The 25,338-nt window shown below is 66.8% G+C and carries 21 protein-coding genes and 1 pseudogene; 8 read left to right on the top strand and 14 right to left on the bottom strand.

The window, feature by feature from the left end:
- From EPO55_RS22525 to EPO55_RS22510, 4 genes and pseudogenes are all read left to right on the top strand, one after another.
- A pseudogene (locus EPO55_RS22525) lies at positions 1-1,009 on the top strand (2OG-Fe(II) oxygenase); the annotation flags it as partial.
- A gap of 80 nt (positions 1,010-1,089) precedes the next feature.
- Positions 1,090-1,911, top strand: coding sequence for a polysaccharide deacetylase family protein (locus EPO55_RS22520; RefSeq protein ID WP_296339582.1), 822 nt, complete (start codon positions 1,090-1,092; stop codon positions 1,909-1,911).
- Positions 1,912-1,919: 8 nt separating this feature from the next.
- A complete protein-coding gene (locus EPO55_RS22515) occupies positions 1,920-3,206 on the top strand; it encodes a putative glycoside hydrolase (protein ID WP_296339581.1) in 1,287 nt (428 codons plus the stop codon).
- Positions 3,181-5,499 carry an exo-beta-N-acetylmuramidase NamZ domain-containing protein gene (locus EPO55_RS22510; RefSeq protein ID WP_296339580.1) on the top strand — a complete coding sequence of 773 codons (2,319 nt, stop codon included), beginning with the start codon at positions 3,181-3,183 and terminating at the stop codon, positions 5,497-5,499. The genes EPO55_RS22515 and EPO55_RS22510 overlap by 26 nt, the downstream gene beginning before the upstream one ends.
- On the opposite strand, the gene EPO55_RS22505 is transcribed toward EPO55_RS22510, so the two are convergent.
- From EPO55_RS22505 to EPO55_RS22480, 6 genes are read right to left on the bottom strand one after another with little or no spacing between them, the layout of a single operon-like run.
- Positions 5,493-6,509 (bottom strand): TauD/TfdA family dioxygenase, encoded by a 1,017-nt coding sequence (locus tag EPO55_RS22505; RefSeq protein WP_296339579.1) that lies wholly within the window; start codon positions 6,507-6,509, stop codon positions 5,493-5,495. The genes EPO55_RS22510 and EPO55_RS22505 overlap by 7 nt on opposite strands.
- Complete coding sequence (locus tag EPO55_RS22500) at positions 6,506-8,017, bottom strand: M81 family metallopeptidase (protein ID WP_296339578.1); 1,512 nt, start codon at positions 8,015-8,017, stop codon at positions 6,506-6,508. The genes EPO55_RS22505 and EPO55_RS22500 overlap by 4 nt, the downstream gene beginning before the upstream one ends.
- Before the next feature lie 16 nt (positions 8,018-8,033).
- Positions 8,034-8,582, bottom strand: coding sequence for a carboxymuconolactone decarboxylase family protein (locus tag EPO55_RS22495; protein WP_296339577.1), 549 nt, complete (start codon positions 8,580-8,582; stop codon positions 8,034-8,036).
- Positions 8,583-8,636: 54 nt separating this feature from the next.
- Positions 8,637-9,290, bottom strand: a complete 654-nt coding sequence (locus tag EPO55_RS22490) for a ChrR family anti-sigma-E factor (RefSeq protein WP_296339576.1) — start codon at positions 9,288-9,290, stop codon at positions 8,637-8,639.
- Positions 9,287-9,841, bottom strand: a complete 555-nt coding sequence (locus EPO55_RS22485; protein ID WP_296339575.1) for a sigma-70 family RNA polymerase sigma factor — start codon at positions 9,839-9,841, stop codon at positions 9,287-9,289. Before EPO55_RS22485 ends, EPO55_RS22490 begins: the two co-directional genes overlap by 4 nt.
- Positions 9,842-9,850: 9 nt before the next feature.
- A complete protein-coding gene (locus tag EPO55_RS22480) occupies positions 9,851-11,245 on the bottom strand; it encodes a M20 family metallopeptidase (RefSeq protein ID WP_296339574.1) in 1,395 nt (464 codons plus the stop codon).
- A gap of 63 nt (positions 11,246-11,308) precedes the next feature.
- Between EPO55_RS22480 and EPO55_RS22475 the strand changes: the two genes are divergently transcribed.
- Positions 11,309-12,448 (top strand): iron-containing alcohol dehydrogenase, encoded by a 1,140-nt coding sequence (locus EPO55_RS22475; protein ID WP_296339585.1) that lies wholly within the window; start codon positions 11,309-11,311, stop codon positions 12,446-12,448.
- Between the two features lie 24 nt (positions 12,449-12,472).
- Positions 12,473-13,489: a cupin domain-containing protein gene (locus EPO55_RS22470; RefSeq protein ID WP_296339573.1), complete on the top strand. Its 1,017-nt coding sequence runs from the start codon at positions 12,473-12,475 to the stop codon at positions 13,487-13,489.
- Here the strand turns inward: EPO55_RS22470 and speB are convergent.
- From speB to EPO55_RS22430, 8 genes are read right to left on the bottom strand one after another with little or no spacing between them, the layout of a single operon-like run.
- Entirely contained in the window at positions 13,486-14,472 is a 987-nt protein-coding gene (gene speB / locus EPO55_RS22465; RefSeq protein ID WP_296339572.1) for an agmatinase, read from the bottom strand. The two genes, EPO55_RS22470 and speB, sit on opposite strands and share 4 nt — an antisense overlap.
- Entirely contained in the window at positions 14,469-15,806 is a 1,338-nt protein-coding gene (locus tag EPO55_RS22460; RefSeq protein ID WP_296339571.1) for an aminotransferase class III-fold pyridoxal phosphate-dependent enzyme, read from the bottom strand. The genes speB and EPO55_RS22460 overlap by 4 nt, the downstream gene beginning before the upstream one ends.
- Positions 15,807-15,835: 29 nt before the next feature.
- Positions 15,836-16,984, bottom strand: a complete 1,149-nt coding sequence (locus tag EPO55_RS22455; protein ID WP_296339569.1) for an FAD-binding oxidoreductase — start codon at positions 16,982-16,984, stop codon at positions 15,836-15,838.
- Entirely contained in the window at positions 16,977-18,140 is a 1,164-nt protein-coding gene (gene prpF, locus EPO55_RS22450) for a 2-methylaconitate cis-trans isomerase PrpF (RefSeq protein WP_296339568.1), read from the bottom strand. The genes EPO55_RS22455 and prpF overlap by 8 nt, the downstream gene beginning before the upstream one ends.
- Positions 18,137-18,505 (bottom strand): DUF1622 domain-containing protein, encoded by a 369-nt coding sequence (locus EPO55_RS22445; protein WP_296339567.1) that lies wholly within the window; start codon positions 18,503-18,505, stop codon positions 18,137-18,139. Before EPO55_RS22445 ends, prpF begins: the two co-directional genes overlap by 4 nt.
- Before the next feature lie 19 nt (positions 18,506-18,524).
- Positions 18,525-20,222 carry a putative 2-aminoethylphosphonate ABC transporter permease subunit gene (locus tag EPO55_RS22440; RefSeq protein ID WP_296339566.1) on the bottom strand — a complete coding sequence of 566 codons (1,698 nt, stop codon included), beginning with the start codon at positions 20,220-20,222 and terminating at the stop codon, positions 18,525-18,527.
- 10 nt (positions 20,223-20,232) lie between these two features.
- Positions 20,233-21,303 carry a putative 2-aminoethylphosphonate ABC transporter ATP-binding protein gene (locus EPO55_RS22435; protein ID WP_296339565.1) on the bottom strand — a complete coding sequence of 357 codons (1,071 nt, stop codon included), beginning with the start codon at positions 21,301-21,303 and terminating at the stop codon, positions 20,233-20,235.
- Positions 21,304-21,322: 19 nt separating this feature from the next.
- Entirely contained in the window at positions 21,323-22,369 is a 1,047-nt protein-coding gene (locus EPO55_RS22430) for a putative 2-aminoethylphosphonate ABC transporter substrate-binding protein (protein WP_296339564.1), read from the bottom strand.
- A gap of 167 nt (positions 22,370-22,536) precedes the next feature.
- Between EPO55_RS22430 and EPO55_RS22425 the strand changes: the two genes are divergently transcribed.
- On the top strand, positions 22,537-23,781 hold the full coding sequence (locus tag EPO55_RS22425) for an aromatic ring-hydroxylating dioxygenase subunit alpha (RefSeq protein ID WP_296339563.1): 1,245 nt from the start codon (positions 22,537-22,539) through the stop codon (positions 23,779-23,781).
- Positions 23,778-25,338, top strand: a 1,561-nt coding sequence (locus tag EPO55_RS22420) for an FAD-dependent oxidoreductase (protein ID WP_296339562.1), incomplete at its 3' end; no start/stop codon positions are given. The genes EPO55_RS22425 and EPO55_RS22420, both read left to right, overlap by 4 nt.

Raw genomic sequence — 25,338 nt, 5'->3', positions numbered from 1 at the left:
GCCCGGGCTCGACGGCAAGCTGCGCAAGTTCATCTGGTCGTTCACCGGCAATCCCGTCGCCCTGCTGGCCATCGACGACCTCGCCAATCTCGATGGCGAGCAGCTCAAGGAGATGATCGGCACCTGCAAGACCGCTTCGACCTCCCTGGTCGTGGTGGCCGGCAATGGCGTAGGGCCCGCTGCCATGCGCTGGCCGAAGCTGGGCGGCGGCGGCGACGGCACGGACGGACCATTGCTGCTCTGCGATCCAGAGCGGAAGTTCCTCACTGCCCTGCTGGCCCCGGCAGGCGGCATCGGCTTCGGCCCGGCCACCGGCCTGCGCATGCGCGTGATCGCGCTCGATCCCAACCAGCGGGTCGCGACCACCTTCGATACCCGCGCGCTGCTCGCCGCCACGGAAGCGATCGGCGGCGTCGCCGACAGCGTGCGCGCCGACGGCGGCGCCGATCTGGTGCTGCGTTCGGCCATGGCCCCGGTCCTCGTCCTGCCGCGCGTCTTCGAGCCGGATTTCTGCACCCAGTTGATCCGCCTCTGGGGCAAGGGCGACCACCAGGACAGCGGCGTCTCCAGCCGCTACGGCAACGTCAACGTGTCCCATCTGAAGCGGACCGAGGACTATACGATCGTCGAGCCGATGCTGCTGAAGGCGGTCTCCGACCGTCTCGCCTACCGGATCGGCCCCGAGCTCGCCAAGGTCTTCGCCTACGATCGCGAGTTCACCTTCGACGCCCACGTCGTGCTGTCCTACAGCGCCGAGGGCAAGCACTTCTTCGGCGCCCATCGCGACAATGGCGCGCCGACCACGGCCAATCGTTCCTTCGCGGTCTCGCTCAACCTCAACGAAGATTTCGACGGCGGCGAACTCGCCTTTCCAGAATACGCCGGCGTCCGGGTCTGCCCGCCGCTCGGCGCGGCGGCCGTGTTCTCGTGCTCACTGCTGCACATCGCCCTGCCGGTGACGCGCGGCCGCCGCTTCGTGCTGACGACCTTCTTCCGCCACAAGCAGTAGGATCGGGCGGCCTCCGGGCCGATGTTGGCCGTTCTTGCGCAAGATCAAGCTGACCGCCCTGTTTGGTGGTACGATTCACGATGTTCAATCTTGTCGGCATTCGGTTGGCTGCCGTCAGATCCGGGCCACCGCTTCTAGGACTGCTGAAGACGGCGATTGCCGCTGCCGTGCTGTTTGCCGGCGGGGCGGCCAGAGCAGCGGATCCGCCGCTTCACGTTCCAATTCTTGTCTATCACCGATTCGGCCCGGCGGTTACCGACGACATGACCGTGACGACGCCGGTGTTCGAAGCCCAGCTGCAGACGCTGCAAGCGCGTGGCCACAAGGTCATCCCTCTGCGCGATCTCCTCGGATCGCTGCAGGATTCCCAGGCCGCGCTGGCAGACCGCGCCGTGGTGCTGACGGTCGATGACGGCCATCGCACGGTCTACACGGACCTGTTTCCGCTGATCCGACGTCACCGCATTCCCGTCACACTGTTCATCTATCCCTCCGCCATCTCGAATGCGAGCTACGCCCTCACATGGGAACAACTCGCCGAAATGAAGGAATCCGGGCTTGTCGATGTGCAGTCACACACCTTCTGGCACCCGAACTTCAATGTCGAGCGCCGCCGCCTCCCGGCACCGGCCTACGAGCGCCTTGTGCGGGACCAGTTCGTGAAGTCGAAGGCCATTCTTGAACAGCGCCTGGGCGGCAAGGTCGATACGCTGGCATGGCCATTCGGCATTTACGACGACCAGCTGATGCAATGGGCCCGGGAGGCCGGCTACGTCGCGGCATTTTCGATCGACCGTCGCCCCGTCACGCGCGCCGACAAGCCCATGACGCTACCGCGCTACCTCGTCGTCGACGCCGATCGCGGCGCCCGGTTCGAAGCCCTTTTGAAAGGTGGACGATGAGGCAGCAGATGAAGCACGCGTGGCGCGTCGTCGTCGCGCTCGGGGCGGTATTCACGCTCCTTCTGCCGGAGACGAGCATCGCCGAGACGCGGGACGGCACCGTTGTCGACGGCTCGACGGGCACTCCGATCGCCAATGCGACCGTCACGTTGGGCGGCGGCGCCGTCGTCACCGACGCGCAGGGAAAGTATTCGGTCGCCGGCGGGACCGTGCCGCTACAGGTCCGCGCGCCCGGCTATCGTCGCGAGACGATCGCGGCCGGCGACGAATCCTTCCGGACAATCCGGCTGACACCCCTGGCGCCCAAGGCGCTCTACCTCACCGTCTACGGCATCGGTGCCCCGTTCCTGCTCGACCCCGCACTGGAGGTGATCCAAAAGAGCGGACTCAACGCCCTTGTCATCGATCTCAAGGGCGACCGCGGCCTCATTCCCTACCCCAGCGCGCTGCCGCTCGCCGCCAAGGCAGGTGCGCTCAAGCTGCGCACCATCCCCGATCTCAAGGCGCTCGCGACGTCGCTCAAGGCCAGGGGAATCTACCTGATCGCGCGCATCGTGGTGTTCAAGGACGACCTGCTGGTCAATGCCCGGCCCGACTGGGCCGTCCGCGCCTCTGGTGGCGCGATTTGGAAGGACCGCGAGGGACTCGCCTGGATCGACCCGTTCCGCAAGGAGGCCTGGGACTACACGCTGGGGGTTGCCGAAGAGGCCGCTGCTGCCGGCTTCGACGAGATCCAGTTCGATTATGTGCGCTTCCCCGACGCGGTGGGGCCGGCCTACTCGCAGACCTCGACCGAGACATCGCGCGTCGAAGCGATCACCGGCTTCGTGCGCGAGGCACGACGGCGGCTCGCGCCCTACAACGTCTTCATCGCGCTGGATACTTTCGGCTACGTCTGCTGGAACCGCAACGATACGGGGATCGGCCAGCGCCTGGAAGACCTTGCGACCGTCGTCGACTACATCTCGCCCATGCTCTATCCCTCCGGCTTCCAGTTCGGCATTCCCGGCCATACCAACCCCATCATGCATATCTACGAAATCGTTCATCGCTCGCTCGAAGAGTGCAAGAGCAGGACGGCCACAACGACGGTACGATATCGCCCATGGCTCCAGGCCTTCCCCGACTATGCCTTCGGCGGCCAGAAGTTTGGCGCCGTTGAGATCGCCAAGCAGGTCAAGGCGTCCAACGATGCCGGCACGGTCGGCTGGATGCTGTGGAACCCGCGCAATGTCTATTCGACCGATGACATCAAGCCCGAGGTAGCCAATGACAAAGCACCGGCGAAGCGCTGAGGCGCTGCGCCTGATCCTGGTCGGACTGGTCTGTCAGGCCGTCGTCTCGTGTGCGGCGGCGGTGACGCCGGCCGCGGCCGCGCCGCCCTCCGCAAAGATGACGCCGGCCGAGGGCAAGGCGGCGATCGGTGCCATCGTCCGCGAGGAAATTGCGGCCGGTAAGCTGCCCGGCGCCGTGATCGTGGTCGGGGTCGGCGACAAGGTCGTGCTGCGCGAGGCCTACGGCGAGCGTGCGGTTCTGCCCAACCGCAGCCCCGCCACCGTCGACACGATCTACGATGCCGCCTCACTCACCAAGGTGATGGCCACGGCGGTGGCGATCCAGCAACTTGTCGAACGCGGGCTGATCGATCTCGACAAGTCGGCCGCCGCCTACTGGCCTGCCTTCGCGGCCAACGGCAAGGCCGACATCACCGTGCGCCAGCTTCTCACCCACTATGCCGCCCTGCCGGCTGGCATTCCGACGCGCGCTTGGTCCGGCACGGAGGGCGCGCTCGATGCAATCGTTGCCCTGAGACCGCTGGCGCCGGCCGGATCGCGATTCGTCTACAGCGATGTCGATTTCATCGTGCTGGGTGAACTGGTGCGGCGCGTGTCTGGCCAGACTCTGGAAACTTATGCTGCCGCCAACATCTTCCGGCCGCTCGGCATGCGCGACACCGGCTTCCAGCCGCCTGCCACGCTCAAGAACCGCATCGCGCCGGCCGACATCGAACGCGGGGAGCTGCGCTGGGGCGAAGTCCAGGACCCGATCGCTTTCCGCATGGGCGGCGTCGCGGGTCATGCCGGCGTGTTCACCACGGCCGACGACCTCACGCTGTTCGCACGCATGATGGCGTCGGGCGGCACGAAGGGCGGTCCAGCCGTCCTGCGCCCACAATCGATCGCGACAATGATCCGGCCGCAGAGTCCGCCGGGCGGGCCTGCCTTGCGTGGCCTCGGCTGGGACATCGATTCTCCCTATTCGGGCTTTCTCGCACCGTCTTTCTCGCCGCGCTCATTCGGCCATACGGGCTATACCGGCACCGCGCTCTGGATCGACCCCGACACGCAGAGCTTCCTGATCGTGCTTAGCAACAGGCTGCATCCCAACGGCAAGGGCAATATCCTGCCGATGCTGAGGCGGATTGCCACCGTGGCGGGCGCCATGGCGGGCGGCACACGGCAACAGGTTCTGTCGGGCGTTGACGTGCTCGAAGCCGAAGGCTTCCGCCAGTTGGAGGGGCGCCGGATCGGCCTCATCACCAACCGCTCGGCCCGGGACGCCAAGGGCCGGCGCACTGCCGACGTCCTGTACGCGGCGGCCGGTCCGAAGCTTGTGGCGCTGTTCAGTCCAGAACACGGCCTCGACGCCGCACGCGAAGGCAAGATCGCCTCCGCCCGTGACGAGGCGACCGGGTTGCCGGTCCACAGTCTCTATGGCGAGACACGGCGGCCGACAGCCGCCATGCTGACGGGCCTCGACGCACTGGTCTTCGACATGCAGGACGTCGGCACGCGCTACTACACCTATGCCACGACCATGGCCTACGCCATGGAAGCCGCGGCCCAGTACAAGCTCGACTTCTTCGTGCTCGACCGGCCCAACCCGATCACCGGCAGTACGGTGCAAGGGCCCGTGCTCGACGCCGACCTCGTGTCATTCATCACCTACCTGCCCCTGCCGGTGCGCCACGGCATGACGATCGGCGAACTCGCGCGCCTGTTCAACGAGGAGAAGAAACTCGGCGCCAAACTGCATGTCGTAAAGATGCGCCACTACGATCGGGCGTCGTGGTTCGACCAGACAGGCTTCGCCTGGGTGGCGCCATCGCCCAATCTGCGACGTCTCGAGCAGGCGGTGCTCTACCCTGGAGTCGCGATGGTCGAAGCGGCGAACGTCAGCGTCGGCCGAGGCACAGATACACCCTTCGAGGTGATGGGCGCACCCTGGATCGACGGCAAAGCGCTCGCCCAGCATCTCGGCGGGCGCGCCATTGCCGGTGTCCGGTTCGAGGCCACGACGTTCACTCCGCGCGAGTGGGTATTCGCGGGCCAGCCCTGCCAGGGCGTTCGTATCCACCTCACCGATCGCAACCGGCTGGACAGTCCGTTGCTCGGCATCGAACTCATGTCGGCGCTCCAACGCCTCCATAGCGACCGTTTCGCGATCGACCGAACAATCGGCATGCTCGGTTCGCGGGAGTCGCTCGCCGCAATCAAGGCACAAGTTGACCCTCGCGAGATTGCACCGATGTGGTCGACGGCGCTGGACGGATTCCGCGTGCGCCGGGAAAGCAGCCTTCTCTACTGACTAGTCAGGCCGTCGGCCGGGATCCAGCTCTTCTTCTCACCGGCATAATGCGCGCCGGGATTGCCATGCACCGTGGTGCGCCACATCAGGCGGCCTTCCCTGTCGCCGTCGAACCAGGTCGCGGCATGGACGAGACAGCGGTTGTCCCAGATCAGGAGATCGCCCTCGGTCCATTCATGGGCGTAGCAGAAACGTCGCTCCGTCAGGTGCGCCATGATCTCGTCGAGCAGGGCGGCGCCCGCGCCGTGCGGGCCGGGCTCGAGGCCGACGAACGGCCCCTCGAACCAATCCATCTGGCCCCATTCGCAGAGGTAGAGCGAACGCTCGCCTGTCACCGGGTGCGTGCGTACCACCGGCTGGCGCTGCGAGCGCTCGTGGACGGCGAAGGCGCGCGGCGTACGGCCGGCCAGGGCCGCGTCGCGCGAGCGGCCGGAACCCGGCTGGGCATGCAGGCCTTCGAGCCCGTCGACCTTGGCCTTGAGCGCGGCCGGCAGTGCCGCGTAGGCCAGGATGCCGTTTGCGAACAGGGTCTGGCCCGTGTCGCGTTGGGCCGGCGTCACCGCGTAGAAGAGCGAGATGTCGGGCGGCGGCCGGCGATAGCTCTGGTCGGTGTGCCAGCCCTTGCGATGCGGGTACTGCACGGGGATCAGCCCGTCGGCAGCGAGCGGCGGCTCGGGCCGCTTGGGCGGCGCCTTGCCGACCGGCGGCATGTTGGAAACCAGCAGAATCTCGGGCACCGACACATGCACCGACTTCAGGTCGGTGAGCGTGTTGCGGTAGTCCTCGACCTCCGGCCCGAAGACGCGACTCAGGCGAATGAGCAGATCGGGATCCCTGGCAATATCGTTCATGCCCTGGATCGGCACCAATCCCTTCGCTTCGGCGAGCGCCGCCGGCAAGGCCTTGGGATCGCGCTCGGCTGCCGTGACCACCGCGCCTGCGCCGATACCGAAGCACAACGTCGCCCCGAAAGACGCGCCGGGTAGCGGCGCCTTGCGGGTAACGCTCACGCACGCACTCCCGCGTAGGGATCGTTGACGCCGTCGAGCGGCCAGATCGGCCGGCGCAGCTTGGTGAATTTCAGACGCGTGATGTCGGGCGAACAGATGCCGCCGGAATCGACCAGCACGATCTCGCGCGCGATCGGCGCGTAGGCGGCGCGGAAGTGCTGCACACTCTTCACCACCACGACGCTCTTGGTCCGGGGATCGATGCCCTGGCTCAGAAAGACCTGCAGATCGATGGTCTGGATGCGGTTGGAGATGGTCACCACGTCGATGCCGCCGATGCGCAGAACGGCTGTCGGCCCCATCGAGGTCTCGACGCCGGCGTTCATCGGTCCATCGTTCTTGAAGCTGCCGTCCGACAGCATTCTCACCAGGGCTTTCGCCTTGACCGGCCCGCCCATCGACGGGTCGGTATGGCCACCCAGCACGATGTCGATCGTGGCCCCGACACCGGCCTTGATCGCCTGCTGGACCGTACCGGGATCGAAGATCGTGCCAACGGCCACGTTCTCGACCTTGGCGTCGATCAGCGCCTGCAGCACGGGCGTCGTGTCGTTGTAGCCGCCGCCACCCGGATTGTCGGTGCCGTCGGCCACGACCAGAGGTCCGTCCTTGCCTACACCGGCTTTGGCCGCCGCGATCGCATCGGAGATCGGCCGGTAGTCCGACGAACTCTCGTTACGGCGCTTCCAGATCTCGTCGAGCATCGCCGCCGCCACCGCCTTTGCACGCGCCTCGGCCTCCGGCTCGTAACTCACCGCCACCGACGGGCCGGTATAGGGAATATCGGCCCAGGTGAAGCCCGCCTGGACGCTGACCACGTTGATGCCGGGTTCCTTCTCGAAGGCATCGGCCCGGGCCAGCAGGTCGCGCATCAGGCCGGGCTGCGTCGTGCGGCCGTGGTCGGCGCCTTCCAGCATGGCGGGTTGCACCAGCAGGCAGCGCGGCTTCTTCCTGCCCTCCAGCGCCTCCTGCACCAGCGCCGCGACCTGCGCCGCGCGCTCGTAGCCGTCGATATGCGGATAGGTGCGATAGCTCACCAGCGCGTTGGCGTGCTTCGCCATCTTCAGGGTGGCATTGGCATGCAGGTCGAGCGTGGCGACCACGGGAATGTCCGTTCCGACGATGCCGCGCAGCGCCTCGAGCAGCGCGCCTTCGGCATCATCCTCGGTTTCCGTGACCGCCGCGCCATGCAGCGAGAGGCAAATGGCGTCGAGCTTGCCCGCCTTCTTCGCCGCGCCCACGATCATGTCGCGGATCGTCTCCCAGCATTCCTTGGTGAGCTTGCCCGAGGGCGTGGCATTGGCCGCGCCCGCCCACACCGGCTGCCAGCCGTACTTCTTCACCGAATCGATGTAGCCGCCGACTTCGTTCCTGGTGCCGGTGAAGCGCGGCACCATCGCCTCGCCCTCGATCAGCCAGCGCTTGCGGTAATCCTCCAGCGTCGTCGGCAGTTTGCTGAAGGTATTGGTCTCGTGCATGAACTGCGCGATCAGGACGCGATACGCCATCTCTCTACTCCTGCGCCTACAACTTCGCCGTCTTCAGCCACTCCGTCTGGCCTTCCTCGCCCTCGACGCCCATGGTCTCGAGGAAGCGGCTGACCATCATGTAGTAGCCGATGGTGAGGGTGAGCTCGACCAGCGCGCCCGGCGTCAGGAACGCCTGGACCGCCTTCAAGGTCTTGTCCGACGCCTTGACGTTGCGCACGACATCGTCGGCGTAGCGCAGCACGGCCTTCTCGTTGTCGGTGAAGACGGCTGCCTCGATGGTGGCGTCGCGGAGCGCCGCGATCTTCTCCTCGGCGACGCCGGCCTCGCGGCCGATGCGCTCGTGCTGGAAGACCTCGTAGGCGGCGCGGCTGAGTCGGCCGACGCGGATGATCGCCAGCTCGCGCAACACGGGATCGAGTTCGCACTTGTAGAGCAGCGCGTTTCCCATGCGGATGAAGCCCTTCATTCCGTATTCGGAATTGGCCAGCATCTTGTAGATGTTCAGCGTCGGCTTGAGCTTGCCCAGGAACTCGGCGTGCTTGCCCGTGGCGTTTTCGACGTCGTAGTACGGAATGCGCGGCATTGGTCTCCCCTTCAGGCGATAAACCTGAAGGCAAGCCATCTGGCGGTCAACGCGTCAGAGAAGACCGCGCCTGACCAGCGGATTTAACAAGCGGCCCCACGGGCCGGTCAGCACGATCGGCTTCTCGACCACGATCAGCGCGATGCAGGGCTCACCCGGATCGGCGATCGGCTCGTGTCGCTCGGCGCCGGGCCCGACGGCGAAGTCGCCCACGCTGTAGCTGCCGGTGGCGTCGGTATAGCCGCCCTGCAGGCAGACCGTGTACTCGTAGCCGGTATGCTTGTGCTCCGGCAGGCCGCGGCCCGGCTCCAGCCGCAGCAGCGACACCCGGTAGGCATCGCCCGGCACGTCGAGCCGGATCTCGTCGAATTTGCCCAGGATGCGCCGCCAGCCCATGCCGGGGCGGAGATGGGGGACCAGGGGCGGCGGCGCCCATTCGAAGCCGGGCCGGCGAACAGGCGCCTTGGCGCGCGGCTCGACGGCCACCCGGTCGAGGCGCGCCAGCACGCTCTCCAAGGCCGCCTCGTCCAGCGCCGCCCCGGCCTCGCCCTCGATCAGGGCGCCGCCGACGGCGTTCAGCCGGTCGAGCGCGCGCCGGGAGGCCGGGTCGAGCGCCGCGTGCAGCGCCACGGCCAGTGCCGGCCCGTCGGGCAGCGCGCCCGCGGCATAGTCCAGCAACAGCTCTTCGGGGGCCGGATGGCGGCTCATGACTCGTCTTTCTCCAACGCTTCCCGCAGGCGCCCCAGCGCCAGGCGAATGCGGGATTTTACCGTTCCCAGGGGCAGTTTCAGTTCCGCGGCGATGACCGTATGCGTCTTATCCTCGAAAAACGCCTTCCGGATCACCACCAGCTGATCTTCCGACAGCCCGCCCAGGAGTTCCTTCACCCTCGTATACGTCTGCCCGGCCAGGACGGATTTGTCGGCGTCCTCGCCTTCCGGCGCATAGACCACCAGCCAGTCCTCGGTATCGATCGGCCGGGCGCTGCGGCGCAGCAGGTCGATCCGCTTGTTGCGGGCAATGGTGTAGATCCAGGTGACCGCCGACGCCCTGAGGCGGTCGAAGCTGGCGGCCTTCCGCCACACCATGACCAGCGACTCCTGGGCCACTTCCTGCGCGGTCTCTGCATCGGTGCCACCCCGGATGATGAAGGCCTTCACCCGCGGCGCAAAATGGCGGAACAGCGTGGCAAAAGCCGCGCGATCCTGCCGGGACGCGATGGCTTCGATCAGGTCGGCGGCCTCGTCAGCGGACAGCATGCCGGCAGCCTATCCCGGACGGCCCTGCGCGCCGAGGTCCCAGAAAATGCCGGTCATCAGCCGCAGCCCGTCGCGCGCGACGGGTGCCAGCAGATGCTCGTTCGGCGCATGCTGGGAGCAGGCAGCGTAGGAATGCGGCACCCAGACCGTCGGCAGGCCGAGAATGTCGGTGAAAACCTCGTTGGGCAGCGAGCCGCCGAGATTGGGCAACATGTTGGGCTTCTGGCCGCCGGTCTTTTCGATCGAGGCGGAGGCGAATTTTGCCCACGGGTTCTCTGGATCGAGCCGCGTCGCATTCATGATCACGTCGCGCGCCTGCTCGATCTCGATCTGGCCAAAGCCGTGCTTGTCGAGATGGCGTTTCAGGGCCGGGATGATGTCGTGCGGATCGGTGCCAACGACGAAGCGCAGCTGGCAATAGGCAACGGCGCTGGGCGGAATGGCGTTCACCGGCCGGTCGGGGTTGCCGGTCTTGAAGGCCAGCACCTCGAAGCTGTTCCAGCCGAACACGCGCTCCACCGGCGTCAACGATTTCTCGCCCCAGTCCTCGTTGATCTCGGGCGCGCCTTCGCCGGCATCGACGACGGCGTCAGCGAGTGCAGCCCGCACCGAGTTGGTGAGCGTCGTGGGCCGCCACTCCGGCACTTTGATCTGACCGCGCGCGTCGGTGATGGTGGCCAGCGCATGGGCCATGATGATGCCGGGGTTGGCCAAAAGCCCGCCCCAGTTGCCCGAATGGTGCCCGCCCTCGCGCATCGTGAGCTTGAGGTTGAAGTTCATGGTGCCGCGCGTGCCGCCGAAGATGGTCGGCCGGCGATGGTCGAGGCGCGGCCCGTCCGAGCCGATCAGCGCGTCGGCCTTGAGCGCCGCCTTGTTGGCCTTGCAGAAAGCGGCGAGACCGGGCGAGCCGGTTTCCTCGCCGGTCTCGATCAGGATCGTCGAATTGAAGCCCAGCGAGCCGCGCTCCTGCAGTACGCAGGCGAGTGCGGCGATGTTGATCGTGTGCTGGCCCTTGTTGTCGGCGGTGCCGCGGCCATACATGCGATCGCCCTCGATCACGATCTTCCACGGCGACAGGCCGGCGCGCCATTGCTCGTCCTGGCCGCGGATCACGTCGCCGTGGCCATAGGTAAGGACTGTCGGCTTGGCGGGGTCCTCGATCCGGCGGGCGATCAGGAACGGGCCGTATTCGGCGCGCGGGTTGGGCTGCACTTCGCACGCATAGCCGAGCTTGGAGAGCGACTCCGTCATCTCGCCCGAGACGTATTTCTGCAGGGCCGGCATGGAGTCGGTCTCCTGGCTGGTGGTGGGGATCGCCACCCGCCGCTGCAGCTCCTCGAGGAAGCCGCCGTCGTCGAAATATTTCTCCGCGCGCCCGATGGCGCCATCCCGTGTGCCGGTCATGTCTTTTCCTTGGTGGTCAGGTCGCCAAGATAGCAAAATACCGCCTCAAGGGAGGACACAATGCTGACATCGGGCCGCGTCGTTTTCACCGACATGGAGGAAGTCCACTACGGCAAGCCGGCGGCGCAATCGGTCGCAGAGCTGGTGAAGACACATGGCGCAGAGCGCGTGTTCCTGATGGTGAGCGGCACGCTCAACCGGCAGACCGACGAGGTCGAGAAGGTGCGCCGAGCGCTCGGCAACAAGTGCGTCGGAACCTTCGACAGGATGCCGGCCCATTCGCCGCGCTCGGCCATCGTCGCCGCGACTGCCCAGGCCCGCGAGGCGCGGGCCGACCTGATCGTTACCCTGGGCGGCGGCTCGATCACCGACGGCGCCAAGGCGGTTCAGCTCTGCCTCGCCAACGACATCGCGAGTGTCGAAGACATGGACATGATCCGCGCCACCGACGTGAAACCGCCGACGGTGCGGCAGATCTCCATTCCCACGACGCTGTCGGCCGGCGAATTCTCCGGCATCGCCGGCGTCACCAACGAGGCGACCCGGGTGAAGGAGCTGTTCCGCCATCCGCTCACCATCCCGCAGGCCGTGATCCTCGATCCCGAGGTGACGCGCCATACGCCGATGTGGCTGTTCCTGTCGACCGGCATCCGCGCCGTCGATCATTGCGTCGAGGGCGTGTGCTCCAACGAATCGACGGAATTCACCAACGCCTCGGGCTTGCATGGCCTCTCCCTGCTGGCGCGCGGCCTGCCCCGGGTGAAGGCCGACCCGACCGACATGAAGGCCCGGCTCGACTGCCAGATCGGCTCATGGCTCTCGATGGGTGGCCTCGCGGCCGGCGTGCCGATGGGCGCCAGCCACGGCATCGGCTACGTGCTGGGCGCGGTGTTCGACGTGCCGCACGGCCACACTTCCTGCATCATGCTGCCTTCGGTCATGCGCTGGAACAAATCGGCCAACGCCGATAGTCAGGCGCTGATCGCCAACGCCATGGGCCGTCCCGGCAAGGACGCCGGCGACGTGCTCGACCAATTCATCCGCGGCCTCGGCATGCCTAGAAGTCTTTCCGAAGTGAAGATCGGCAAGGAGCATTTCGACCGCATCGCCCAGCAGGCGATGGGCACGCCCTGGATCCCGCGCAACCCTCGGCCCATCCCGACGCCGGCCGAGGTGAAGCAAATCCTCGAATTGGCCGCCTGACGCCCGATCGCAAGGAGTATCGCGATGATTCCCGACGAGCTGCGCGCCCGCTACCGAAGCGCCCGGAAGATCCGGACCGAAGGTGCCATCGGCAACCTCTTCGACGGAGTGTCGATCACGGCGCATGGCCTGGACACCAGGCTGCTGGCCTGGCCGGGCACGGGTTTCCAGACCGAAGCCGTCCATGTGACGACGGTGAAGCCCGGCCAGCAGAGCGACCGATACACCTACGGTCTGGCCGAGGAGGCGATCCTCTGCCGCTACGGATCTGCCGAAGTCTGGCTGCGCGGCCAATGGGTCACCCTCAAACCCGGCGACATCGCCTATGTCCCGGAAGGCCTGGACCGCCAGATTCGAAATCCGGCGACGAACCGCGCCGATGCGATCCTGGTCCATCAGATCTGCCCTCCCCAGTTCGACCTCTATGCCGAAGGCAGCTACTACAACAACCGGCTCGGCGTGATGAACTTCGAGTCGATTGAAAAGGCTGCGATCAACGCCCCCCGCGTCGAGCCGCCGCCACCGCAGCAGATGACCTTCAACGACGATCAGCCCGCCGTTCGAGCCCAGAACCTCGCGCCGGAAGACGTAAGGGCTAGGGGGGCGCTGTTCAACGTGCTCGAAGGCGCAGCCTTCACGGGAATCGGCCTGCCGATGCGCCTCGTCCTGTGGCCCGGCGCAGGCACCCGCCTCGTCGGCTTCAACTATGCCTACTGCGGAACCGGCGTCGACGACATCAGCCACAAGCACCCGGTCTCAGACGAATTCCTGGTGATGTGGAGTGGATCCGGCCAGTTCTTCATCGGCGGGATCGGCTGGATCGACGCCGAGGAAAACGACGTGATCCTGGCGCCTTGCGGAATCGTGCATGGCCACCGCAGCACGGCGGAACGCGGGCCGTCCATGATGGGCGGATTCGCATCGCCACCGCAGATGGATCTCGTGATCCCGACACCCTACTATAAGGACGGCCTCTACATCCATCCGCCGGATAGACAGCTGACGGAAGCGGAGATGCGCGCGGCCGACCTGATTCGTTAGGGAGTCCGCTTCTTCCGCTTGGCCACTGATTCGGCTAGCAGGCAGAGGATCTCCCACATCATGGTGACGCCGACCAGGGCGGTGTTGCCGCTCATGTCGAAGGGTGGCGAGACTTCGACGACGTCGCCACCCACCATGTCGAGCCCTCGCAGGCCGCGCAGCATGCGCTGCGCCTCGTGCGGCGTGTAACCGCCGATCTCGGGTGTGCCGGTGCCCGGCGCGAAGGCCGGATCGAGGCCGTCGACGTCGAAGCTGACATAGGTGGGGCCGCTGCCCACCACGCGGCGGGCCTCGGCGATCACCTTGTCGACACCCAGGTCGAAATACTCCTCGATGGTGATCACCCGCATGCCCTGGTCGACCGCCCACTGGTTGTCGTCGCGCTTGTAGAGCGAGCCGCGGATGCCGATCTGCACTACGCGCTTGGGGTCCAGTAGCCCCTCCTCGACGGCGCGGCGGAACGGCGTGCCATGGGTGTATTTGTAGCCGCCGAAATAGGTGTCCCAGGTGTCGCTGTGGGCGTCGAAATGTACCATGCCGAGCGGCCGGTTCCTGCTCCCGGCGCCAGCGATGGCGCGCATGATGGGCAGCGTGACGAGATGGTCGCCGCCGGCCGACAACGGCACGGTGCCGGCGGCGTGGATCCTGGCGAAATGCTTTTCGATCCGTTCCAGCGAATCGTCGAGGCTGGCAGGATTGACCGGCGCGTCGCCGAGATCGCCGCACTTGGCCAATTCATAGGGCGCCACGCCCGTCACGTGATGAACACGGCGCATCATGGTGGAAAGATCGCGCATCTGGCGCGGGCCGTGCCGCGCGCCCGGCCTGTTGGTGGTGCCGCCGTCCCACGGCACGCCTACCATGCCGATCTCGACCTCGGCCGGATCGCGGAACAGCGGCAGGCGCATGAAGGTGGCGACGTCGCCGAAACGCGGGGTGACCGTGCCGGAGACCGGCTGGGGGAAGTCCTTCGGGTCGGTCATTTCGCCTGCAACAGCGCCTTGCGCGCCGTCACGAATTCCTCGACCGCTGCCACGAAGCGGTCACCCTCGGCCTCGCCGATCATGACGTTGAGCGCCACGAAGCCACGCCGCGCGATCCAGATGCCCGCCGCCATCATATCGAAGAAGAACAGCTCCTTGGCGTCCTGGCTGCCGGCGGCGATGTCGGCCGCGGTCCGGATCGGCCGCGACGTGGCATGCGCCGTCATCATCGAGCCGATGCCGGAGAACTGGAACGCCACCTTGTTCCTGGCGCAGATCGCGTTCAGCCGCTCGCGGATCTTCTCGCCGCGGCCATTGAGCTCCGCCGCCGCCGCGGGCGTGTAAACCTCTCCGTAGCCCGCGACGCCTGCCGCCATGGTGAGCGCATTGTTGTTGAAGGTGCCGGCGTGGGGCAGCGAGTCGGCCTTGGTCGGGTCGAACAGCTCCATGATGTCGCGCCGGCCGCCGAAGGCGCCGAACGACATGCCGCCACCGATGTATTTGCCGAGCGTCGTCATGTCGGGAATGACGCCGTGTTTCTCCTGCAAGCCGCCCGGCGCCAGACGCGAGGTCATGACCTCGTCGAAGATCATGGTGATGCCGCGAGACTTCGTCTCCTCGCGCACCATCTTCAGAAATCCGACGTCGCCCGGCAGGCAGCCGTGGCTGCCCTGCATCGGCTCGAGCAGGACCGCGAACAATTCCTCGCCGTGCCTGGCCAGCAGTGCGCGCGTGCCCTCGATGTCGTTGTAGGGCGCCACGACGAACTCGTAGGGGATGTTCACCGGGCTGCCGCCGCTCACGAAATAGAGCACGCCGCCGTGGTAGCCGCCGTGGAACACCATGACCTTGGTGGCCTTGGTCCGCCCCTTGCGCTGGGCGAAGACGCGGGCGCCGGCGAGCGCCATCACATTGCCCTCGGTGCCGGAGTTGGTGAAGCGCACCAGGTCGATCGAGGGCATGCGGTCGGCGATCATCTTGGCGAGCTTGGCCTCGTTGGCGTTGCGGCCGCCGTAGTTCCAGCCGTGATCGAGCGCGCGGTCGATGGCGGCGCGGATCACCGGATGCGAGTGGCCGTAGATGCCGGCGGTATATTCGCCCAGCACGTCGATGTATTCGTGGCCGTCGGCGTCCCACAGGCGGCAGCCCTCGCCGCGCACGACGGTGAGTGGAAATGGCGAGTTGTGCAACGTGGTGCGGGTGTTGCCGCCCGGCATCGCCTCACAGGCCTCGTGGTGACGGCCGAGGCTTTTTGGATTGCGGTCGGCATAGGCCTGGCGCGCCTCGATGAGCGCGGACTGCAGATCCGAATTGACCAAGGCTTGATCGGGCACGTCATTCTCCTCGCGTTGTGGCGAGAGTATCACACCACGTTCAGCTCCCGGATAGGCCGCCCTGCGGATATGCGTTCATAACCGAAGGGACTGAGATCGATCGTGCGATAGCTGCCATGCACGATCAGCTCGGCAACGGCGCGGCCGACGGCCGGCGACTGCTGGATGCCGTGGCCGGAAAAGCCGGTAGCGAAGATCAGGCTTTCGATCCCGGGATGTCGACCGACGATGCCGTTCTGGTCGAAGATGTTGTACTCGTAGTAACCCGCCCACGAATTCACCACCTTGGCCGCCTCGAAGGTCGGCACCCGCCCGGCCAGCGCCGGCCAGACCATGTCGTCCCATTCGGCATGCTGCACTTCGAGCGGCGGCTCGGCCGGATCGTTGCCGGCGGCCGGCGTCGTACCGGCAAGATAGAAGCGGCCCTCGGGCCGGAACCATACGCCCGACGGATCGATGGTGAGCGGGGTGAGACCCGGCGGCTCACGGACATCCACGACGAACACCGAGCGCCGCCTGGGCTCGACCGGCAGCGCGATGCCGGCCGTCGCCGCCACCTGCCCCGACCATGGCCCCGCCGCCAGCACGACCGTGCCGGCCTCGATCCTTCGTCCTGAACGCAAGGTGACCGCGTTCGGCACCAGTTCCATCACTTCGTCAGCGATGTACTCGGCGCCGAGCTCGCGTGCCTTGCGCCTAAAGCCCTGCATCAGCGCCGGGCCGTCGAACCAGCCCTCGTTGGCGGTGCCATGCGAGGCGAGCGTGATGCCGTCGGTCGAGATCCAGGGAAACCGCGCCGCCAGTGCCGCCGGTTCGAGCAGCTCGACCGAACATTTCTCGCCGCGCTGAACCGCGTGGTTGGCGCGCAGCACCGCCTCACCTGCCGGCGACGCGAGGAAGAGATAGCCCGGCTCCTTCAGGCCCAGATCGACACCCAGCAGCTCCGGCGCGCGGCGCAGGAAGCCAATGCCGTAGCGCGAGAGATGGATGTTGAGTGGCGTCGAGAACTGCTGGCGGATCGAACTCGCCGACAATGCCGACGAAGCTCGCGCGTAACTGGGATCTCGCTCCACCACCGCGACTGTGCCGGAGAAGTTTGGATCGCTCTTGAGATGGTAGGCGACGGACGATCCCATCGCGCCGCCACCCACAATGACGACATCGTAGCGGTCAGGCATCGGGCACACGCACCCAGCCCTCCATCAGCCGGCGGGCGGAGCGGCTCATCATCACCTTGCGCACCGTCCACTGCCCGCCCTCTTCGCCGGCCTCGGCGCCGACGCTCAGCGTTCCCGAAGGATGGCCGAAGCGCACGCGGCCATCGGCCCCGGTCGGCGCCAGGCGCGAAACGACCGTGCCGGGGATCGCCGCGGCGGCCGCGATGGCGACCGCCCCCGTGCCGGTCATCGCATGGTGCAGCACGCCCATGGAGAAGATGCGGGCCAGCAGGTCGATCGAGCCGGCCTCGACAGCACGGCCATCCGACGCCGTGTAAGGGGCGGGCTTGGCCACGAACGCGAGCTTGGGCGTGTGCGGCCGCTTCTGTGTCGCCTCCTCGGTCGTGGCGACCAACCCCATGGCGACGGCTCCGAGCGCGCGCACGGCCTCGACGCGCCGCAGCAACGCCTTGTCACCGTTGATGTCGCCCTGAAGTTCCGTACCTTTCAGGCCGAGCCTGCCGGCATCGACGAAGATCGTCGGGTTGCCGGCGTTGATCAGCGTCGCCTCGATCCTGCCGACGCCCGGCACATCCAGCGTGTCGAGGCGATTGCCGGTCGGAAACATCGCGCCCCCGGCGCCGTCGCCTTCCTCGTCCGCCGCGGGATCGAGGAACTCCACCTTCACCTCGGCGGCCGGGAAGGCCACGCCATCGAGCTCGAAGCCGCCAGTTTCCTGCACCTCGCCACCCTGCATGGTCACGTGGTTGACGATCTTCTTCCCGATGTTGGCCTGCCAGATGTTTACCGTCGCGGTACCATCGGCCGGCCCCTCGACCAGGCCCATGCTGAGGGCAAACGGGCCGACGGCGGCGCTCAGGTTGCCGCAATTGCCCGACCAGTCGATCACCGGCGCGTCGATCGCCACCTGGCCGAAGCGATAATCGACATCGCAGCCCTCGCGCTCGGACCGGGAGATGATGACGACCTTGCTGGTGCTCGAGGTCGCCCCGCCCATGCCGTCGGTGTGCTTGCCGTAGCGGTCGGGGCTGCCGATCACACGCATCAGGATACGGTCGCGTGCCTCCGGCTCCGACGGCAGATCTTGGGCGAGGAAGAAAACACCCTTGCTGGTGCCGCCACGCATGTAGACGGCGGGAATGCGGAGCTGCTTCATGGGCCTTTTGCGTTCGTCCCTTCCCGGTTCCGTTGCCAGGGCCAGCGCCCGCTCACCTCGAGCTCCAGCGCGAAGCTGAGCAGCGTGCGGATCGCCACGATGACCGCGAGCACGCCGAGATTCTGCAGCGTCGGCTCGACGGCGACCGTGCCGATAATGTCGGCAATCACCAGGAATTCGAGGCCGAGCAGGATCGCACGGCCGAGATCGGCCCGCAGTTCCTGGTAAGAGTCCTGGAAGGAGGTCCCCCGCATCAGCCGAAGCAGGCACACGCCGCAAGCGACCGCGGCGCCGGCGACCAGGACCACCACACCGGCCAGTTCGACGACGTGCCCGGCCGCGACGGCGAATTGATCGATCTGCATGGCTCTCTCCCCTCGTCGCTCAGCGTCTCCGCCAGGCCTGCAGGCGGCCGAGCAGGAAGCGGTCCGCCAGCAGATGCAGCGCCTTCACGGAGGCCGACGTCGCCACAATGACGAGGCAGAGCGCGGCCGCGGCGGCCGTGGCGCCGGTCTCTTCGATGTTCACCGCCGCGACGGAGGCAAGTTTGGTGTCGGGGGCGTAGAGGAAGATCACCGACGACACCGTCGTCATGGCGTTGACGAACAGGTAGATCGCGATGTCGAGGATGGCCGGCAGGCAGATTGGCGCCGTCACGCGGCCGAAGGTCTTCCAGATCGGGACCTTGAGCGAAGCCGACACCGATTCGAACTCGGGATCGATCTGCTTCAGCGCCGTCGTCGCCGTGAGATGGCCCACCGTGTAGAAATGCGCCACCGTGTTGATCACCAGGATCGCCATGGTGGCGTAGAGGAAGTTGAGGGGGTTGTTGGGGGCGTTGAAGAAGAAGATGTAGCCCAGTCCCAGCACGATGCCGGGGACCGCCATCGGCAGGAAGGCGAGCAGTTGGACAGCGCTGCGCACCACGCCGAAGCCCTTGGTCTTTTCGTTCAGCCACGCGCCCACGAACATCAGTGCCGTGCCGGCGATCGCCGCGCCTGCCGCCATGCGCAGCGAGTTGAAATAGGACTCCCAGCCGTTGGAGTCGAAATTCGCGAACTCGTAGTTGGCCAGCGTCAGGCTGAGGTTGTAGGGCCAGTACTTGATCAGCGATCCCCAGGCGGCCATGCCGAGGATGGCGAGGATGCCGGCCGAGACCAGGGTGCAGAACGCCGTGAAGAACAGGTCGCGGCCGAACTTGGGCTTGGGGACGAGCGGCACGGCGCGCGCGGTGAGCAGCGCCACCTGCTTCCTCTGCACCAGGTGGTCGACCACGAAGGCGAGCGCCGCCGGCGCCAGCAGCACCATGCCGACAACGGCGCCCATCGAGAAATTCTGCTGGCCGATCACCTGTTTGTAGACGTCGGTTGCCAGCACGTTGAAGTTGCCGCCGATCACCTTGGCGATGCCGAAATCGGTGATCACCAGGGTGAACACCACCAGCGCGGCACTGATCAGGCCGTATTTCGCCCCGGGCAGGGTGACGGTGAAGAAGACGCGGAGCTTGGAGGCGCCCAGCGCGTCGGCTGCCTCGTAGAGCCGCGCATCGGCAGTCGCGAGCGCCGTCACCAGGATCATGATGGCGTGCGGCAGACAGTAGAAGACCTGGGCGATCACGATGCCGTCGAAGCCGTAGATCGAGCCACCGATCAGGCCCTTGAAGAAGCCCTGGTTGCCGAACAGATAGACCAGCGCCAGGCCGGGCAACAGCGAGGGTGCGAAGATCGGGATCAGCGAAATGCCCTGGAACAGCCATTTCGCCGGCAGCGCGGCCCGGGTCAGCGCATAGGCGTAAAGGAAGGCGACCGGCACCACGATCGCGGTGCAGACCGCGGCGACGTGGAGGCTGTTGAGCGCCGAGTTGAAGAGCGCCGGCGTCGAGAAATACGAAACGTAGTTGGCGAGCCCGACATAGCGACCATCGCCGTCCTGGAAGCCTTTGGCCAGCAGCGCCCACAGCGGCAGGCCGACGATCAGCAGCAGAACCCCCGCCAGGGCGACCAGGCCGCCGCGCATCAGCAGGTCGTCGCGCGACAGGTTCAGGCGCAGGCCGATCTTCGGTGCCGAGGTCGTGAGGCTCACCCCGGCCCCCTCACGCGGCGTAGACCCTGACCCGATCGGGGGGCAGGGCGACGTCGAGACGGCTGCCGATCGCGACGCCGAGGTCGCGGATCAGGTTGCTCGAGAAATCCGCCACCAGGGCGACATCGCTGTCGCCCTGCACCTTGAGCGTGGCGCGGCAGAAGGCGCCGACGAAATCGAGTTCGGCCACGTCGACTGCCACCCGGTTGGCGATGTCGGCCGGCAGATCGCGGACCCGGACATCCTCGGGCCGGATGCTGAGCCGCACGGCCGTGCCCACCGCCAGGCCGTCCTGGGCCGGACAGGCGAAGGCGCGGCCGCCGATCTTGACGCGCTCCGGCGCCTCGAGCGTTCCGCTGAGGAAATTCATCGAGCCGACGAAGTCGGCGACGAAGGCAGTTGCCGGCTGGCGGTAGATCTCCTGCGGGGTGCCCACCTGTTCGATGGCACCGTGGTTCATCACCACGATGCGGTCGGCCATGGTGAGCGCCTCCTCCTGATCGTGCGTCACCATGATGGTGGTGACACCGAGCGTCCGCTGCAGGGCCTTGATCTCGTGACGAAGCCTCAACCGCACGCGGGCGTCGAGCGCCGACAGCGGCTCGTCGAGCAGCAGCAGGCCGGGCGAGGTCGCAAGCGCGCGCGCCAGCGCCACGCGCTGCTGCTGGCCACCCGAGAGCTGGGCGGGATATTTGGATCCCGAATCGGGCAGTCCGACCAATGCCAGCAACTCGTCGACGCGACGGGCGATCGTCGCCCGCGCCTGGCGGCGACTGACCAGCCCGTAGCCGACGTTGTCGGTGACCGTGAGGTTGGGAAACAACGCGTAGGACTGGAAGACGATACCGAAATCGCGCTGGGCCGGCGGCAATCCCGAGACGTCGCGGCCCTTTTGCCGGATCGTGCCCGAGGTCTGCGGGTCGAGGCCTGCGATGGCGCGCAGCAAGGTCGTCTTGCCGCACCCCGAGGGCCCGAGGAAGCAGACGAATTCACCCTCGGCGATATCGAGAGAGATATCGCCGAGAGCTGAGAAGTCGCCGAAGCGCTTGGAGAGGTTGCGAACCTCGAGGTAGTTCGTCATGCGGCCTGCGGGAGGCCGATCACTTGGCCTTCGGCGCCGACTTGCCGTCGTAGCGCTTGGTCCATTCCGCGAGGATGCGCGCGCGGTTCTTGGCCATCCACTCGACATCCATCTTGGCCATCATCTTCTCGCCGTCGGGCGGGTAGTTGGCCGGCATCGACTTGACGGCCGGGTTGGCGACGATGGCGTAGTACTTGCCGTACATCTCGTTGGCCTTGAGCGAGGCCGAGTAGTCGGCGAGCTTCTTGGCCGCCTCGAGGTTCTTGGTGCCCTTCATGATGGCCGTGACTTCCATCTCCCAGCCGAGGCCTTCCTTGGGCACGATCAGGTCGATCGGCGCACCCTTGGTCTTCTCTGTGGCGCCGCGCATGTCGAAGCCGATGCCCATCAGGCGTTCGCCCTTGGCGGCCTGCACGCAGGGCGCCGAGCCGGAGTGGAGGTACTGCGCCACGTTCTGGTGCAGCGCGTCCATGAACTTCCAGCCCGCGTCCTCGCCCATGATGGTGAGCCAGCCCGCGACCGTGAGATAGCCGGTGCCAGACGAGGCCGGGTTCGGCATCACGATCGAGTCCTTGTACTCGGGCTTGGTGAGATCGGCCCAGCTCGTGGGCTTGGCCTTCTTGCCCTTGGCAGCTTCGGCGGTGTTGAAGCACAGCACGGCGAGATAGGCGTCCATGCCGACCCAGATCTCGGGGTTCTTGCCGCTCTTGAACATCGGCTTCAGCGCCGCGGCGCCGGCCGGCGTGTAGGGTTCGATCATGCCCATGCTGGCGAACAGGCCGACGCTCGAGGCGGCGAGGCCCCAGATCGCGTCGGCGCGGGGATTGTCCTTCTCGGCGATCAGCTTGGCCGTCACCACGCCGGTCGAATCGCGCACCCAGGCGATCTCGATCGTGGGATTGTCGGCCTCGAAGGCCTTCTTGAAGGGTTCGAGCTGCTCGTTCTCGAGCGCCGTGTAGACCGTCAGCTTGGTCTTTTGCGCCCAGGCGTTGCCGCCAAAGCCGGCGGCCGCGAGCACGGTCGCACCGGCCAGCACCACGCGTCGCAGAATTGAAGTCTTGCCCATTTTTATCTCCCCGTCCGGCGACATTCCGGTCGCCTCGCTACACGCGCCCCATGACGCATCCGTGACAGCACCTATCCCCAGCGTGCCGCCCTTCATAAAACCTTAACATGAGGATGGGGATGGGCAAGGCCGTCATGCTACGGTTGCCTAGCAAGAGGAGAGCCAGAATGGACGGCACGGCGCTGTCGGCGCGTCACTCACTGTCGCCGGAAATTACCCAGCTGGTCGCCCGGCACAAGCCCGGCGGCCCCCTGGAACGGGCGTTTTACACGGCCCCGGAGGTCTTTGCCGCCGACCTGGCGCGCATCCAGCACCGCCATTGGCTGTTCGCCGGCTACGCCTTCCAGGTCCCCAAGCCGGGCAACTACTTCACCTACCAGGTGGGGACCGAATCGATCATCGTCGTGCGCGGCCGCGCCGGCGAGATCCGCGCCTTCCACAACGTCTGCCGCCATCGCGGCTCCCGGATCTGCAGCACAGAGCAGGGCCATGCCCACCGGCTGGTCTGCCCCTATCACCGCTGGACCTACGAGCTCGACGGCGCCCTGGTGCTCGACACGCGCCGCGAGTTCGGCGTCGACAAGGAAAGCCTGTCGCTGAAGCCGGTGGCGATCGTGGATGCCGCCGGCCTGCTGTTCGTCTCCTTGAGCGACCAGCCGCCGGACTTTTCCGAGGCGTTGGCCACCATCCGCCGCAAGATGGCGCCGCACGCCATCGGCCGCGCCAAGATCGCACATCAGGTCGACTATATCGTGAAGGCGAACTGGAAGATCGTGTTCGAGAACAACCGCGAATGCTACCACTGCCCGCCCAACCACAAGGAATACAACACCGCCGCCTACGACGTGCAGCGTGACGCCGCCATGCTCGATCCCTCGCTGCAGCCCGGCATGGACGCCATCGTGGCCCGGGCCAACGCCCGCTTCCGCGCCCTCGGCCTCGACGAGGGCGACGCGCTCTCGACCATGACCGGCGTGTCGTGGCGCTGCCATCGCACGCCGGTGGTCGAGGGCTTCGTGACGCAAAGCATGGACGGCAAGCCGCTGTCCTGCCTGATGGGTGACATCAAGGAATGGGACTCCGGCACCTTGCGCACCACCGTGTTCCCCAACTTCTGGCAGCACACCAATTGCGACTATGCCGCTGCCGCGCGGCTGACGCCGATCGGACCCGACGAAACCCACGTCCGCGGCTACTGGCTGGTCGACGAGAAGGCGGTCGAGGGCAAGGATTATACGCTCGATCGCCTGCTGCCGATCTGGGACCTCACCAACAAGCAGGACTGGAAGATCTGCGAGGACCAGCAGGCTGGCGTCAGCTCCCTGGCCTATACGCCCGGCCCCTACTCTCTCGTGCGTGAACGCAACGTGGCGCATTTCCTCGACTGGTATCTCGGCGAGCTCAGGACGTGACCGTTCCGTCTCAGGCCCGCATCGTCGTCATCGGCGGCGGCGCGGTCGGCTGCTCCATCGCCTATCACCTGGCCAAGATGGGCCAGCGCGACGTCGTCGTGCTGGAGAAGAGCGGGCTGACGCACGGCTCGACCTGGCACGCCGCCGGCCTGGTGGGGCAACTGCGCAGCAAGCGCAACCTCACGCGCCTGATGCAGTACAGCGCCCAGCTCTACGGCCGGCTGGAAGCCGAGACCGGACAGGCGACGGAATGGAAGCCGGTCGGCAGCCTCCGGCTCGCCTCCTCCCCGGAACGCTGGAGCGAGCTCAAGCGCATGGCGACGACGGCGCGCAGCTTCGACTTCGAGCTGCACACGCTCAGCCCGAAGGAAGCGCAGGAAAAATTCCCGCTGATCACGCTGGGCGGCGTCGTGGGCGCGGTATTCGTGCCCAACGACGGCTCGGTCGAACCCTCCAGCCTCACCATGGCGTACGCCAAGGGCGCACGCGCGGGCGGTGTGCGCATCGTCGAGGGCGTGCTGGTGCAGGGCTTCGAATTCGACGGCCGGCGCGTCAAGCGCGTGCTCACCGACCAGGGCCCGATTGACTGCGAGATCGTGGTCAATGCCGCCGGCATCTGGGCGCGCGACGTGGCCAGGATGGCAGGCGTGGAAGTTCCGGCCGGTGCGGTCGAGCACCAGTACATGATCACCGAGAAGAGCGACGCCATCCCCAGGGGCCTGCCGACGCTGCGCGATCCCGACAACATCTTCTATCTAAAACCCGAGCCCGGGGCGCTGGCCATCGGCGGCTGGGAGCAGGGCACTCCGACCTTCGGCAGCAAAGGCGTCCCCTTCTCCTTTGGCCGCGAACTCTTCCAGGCCAACCAGGACCGGTTGGAAGCCTTCCTGCTGCCGGCCGCGGAACGCCTGCCGATCCTGAACGAGCTCGGCATCCGCACCGTGATCAACGGCCCGATCCCGATCTCGCCCGACGGCGAGCCGATCATGGGCCTCGCCCCGGAGCGCGATAATTTCTACGTGGCCTGCGGTTTCACCTCGGGCATCGCCGCGTCCGGCGGCGCCGGCAAGGCGATGGCCGAATGGATCGTCGAGGGCGAGCCCGGCCTCGACCTCTGGGCCTTCGACGTCCGCCGCTTCGGCAGCCACCACATGAGCGCCCGCTATCTCGCCGAGCGCAGCGTCGACAGCTACTGGCGCTACTACCAGATCCACTATCCGATCGAGGAACTCACGAGCGCGCGCGGCGGCCGGCGCTCGCCGCTCTATCCGCTGCTGGCCCAGAAGAACGCCGTGTTCGGCTCGCGCTTCGGCTGGGAGCGGCCCAACTGGTTCGCAGCCCCCGGCACCGAGGCGATCGACAAGCCCTCGTTCGAGAGCCGGCCCAACTGGTTCGGCCCGGTCGCGGCCGAGTGCCAGGCCGCGCGCGAGCGCGCCGTGCTGATCGACCAGAGCTCCTTCTCCAAGTACGAGATTTCCGGGCCCGGTGCCTTTGCCGCCCTGCAGCGGCTCGCTGCCAACGACCTCGACAGGCCGGCGGGATCGCTGATCTACACCC

It is taken from the genome of Reyranella sp., assembly GCF_004296935.1.
Classification (GTDB): Bacteria; Pseudomonadota; Alphaproteobacteria; order Reyranellales; family Reyranellaceae; genus Reyranella.
Note: the sequence above shows the minus strand (reverse complement) of the source record. Positions and strands in the feature narration are given on the sequence as shown.

What these genes read in the sequence shown, in the direction of transcription:
- EPO55_RS22520 (WP_296339582.1), top strand. Translation starts at nt 1,090, where the DNA reads ATGTTCAATCTTGTCGGCATTCGGTTGGCTGCCGTCAGATCCGGGCCA.
- EPO55_RS22515 (WP_296339581.1), top strand. Translation starts at nt 1,920, where the DNA reads ATGAAGCACGCGTGGCGCGTCGTCGTCGCGCTCGGGGCGGTATTCACG.
- EPO55_RS22510 (WP_296339580.1), top strand. Translation starts at nt 3,181, where the DNA reads ATGACAAAGCACCGGCGAAGCGCTGAGGCGCTGCGCCTGATCCTGGTC.
- EPO55_RS22500 (WP_296339578.1), bottom strand. Translation starts at nt 8,017, where the DNA reads ATGGCGTATCGCGTCCTGATCGCGCAGTTCATGCACGAGACCAATACC.
- EPO55_RS22495 (WP_296339577.1), bottom strand. Translation starts at nt 8,582, where the DNA reads ATGCCGCGCATTCCGTACTACGACGTCGAAAACGCCACGGGCAAGCAC.
- EPO55_RS22490 (WP_296339576.1), bottom strand. Translation starts at nt 9,290, where the DNA reads ATGAGCCGCCATCCGGCCCCCGAAGAGCTGTTGCTGGACTATGCCGCG.
- EPO55_RS22485 (WP_296339575.1), bottom strand. Translation starts at nt 9,841, where the DNA reads ATGCTGTCCGCTGACGAGGCCGCCGACCTGATCGAAGCCATCGCGTCC.
- EPO55_RS22480 (WP_296339574.1), bottom strand. Translation starts at nt 11,245, where the DNA reads ATGACCGGCACACGGGATGGCGCCATCGGGCGCGCGGAGAAATATTTC.
- EPO55_RS22470 (WP_296339573.1), top strand. Translation starts at nt 12,473, where the DNA reads ATGATTCCCGACGAGCTGCGCGCCCGCTACCGAAGCGCCCGGAAGATC.
- speB (WP_296339572.1), bottom strand. Translation starts at nt 14,472, where the DNA reads ATGACCGACCCGAAGGACTTCCCCCAGCCGGTCTCCGGCACGGTCACC.
- EPO55_RS22455 (WP_296339569.1), bottom strand. Translation starts at nt 16,984, where the DNA reads ATGCCTGACCGCTACGATGTCGTCATTGTGGGTGGCGGCGCGATGGGA.
- prpF (WP_296339568.1), bottom strand. Translation starts at nt 18,140, where the DNA reads ATGAAGCAGCTCCGCATTCCCGCCGTCTACATGCGTGGCGGCACCAGC.
- EPO55_RS22445 (WP_296339567.1), bottom strand. Translation starts at nt 18,505, where the DNA reads ATGCAGATCGATCAATTCGCCGTCGCGGCCGGGCACGTCGTCGAACTG.
- EPO55_RS22435 (WP_296339565.1), bottom strand. Translation starts at nt 21,303, where the DNA reads ATGACGAACTACCTCGAGGTTCGCAACCTCTCCAAGCGCTTCGGCGAC.
- EPO55_RS22430 (WP_296339564.1), bottom strand. Translation starts at nt 22,369, where the DNA reads ATGGGCAAGACTTCAATTCTGCGACGCGTGGTGCTGGCCGGTGCGACC.
- EPO55_RS22425 (WP_296339563.1), top strand. Translation starts at nt 22,537, where the DNA reads ATGGACGGCACGGCGCTGTCGGCGCGTCACTCACTGTCGCCGGAAATT.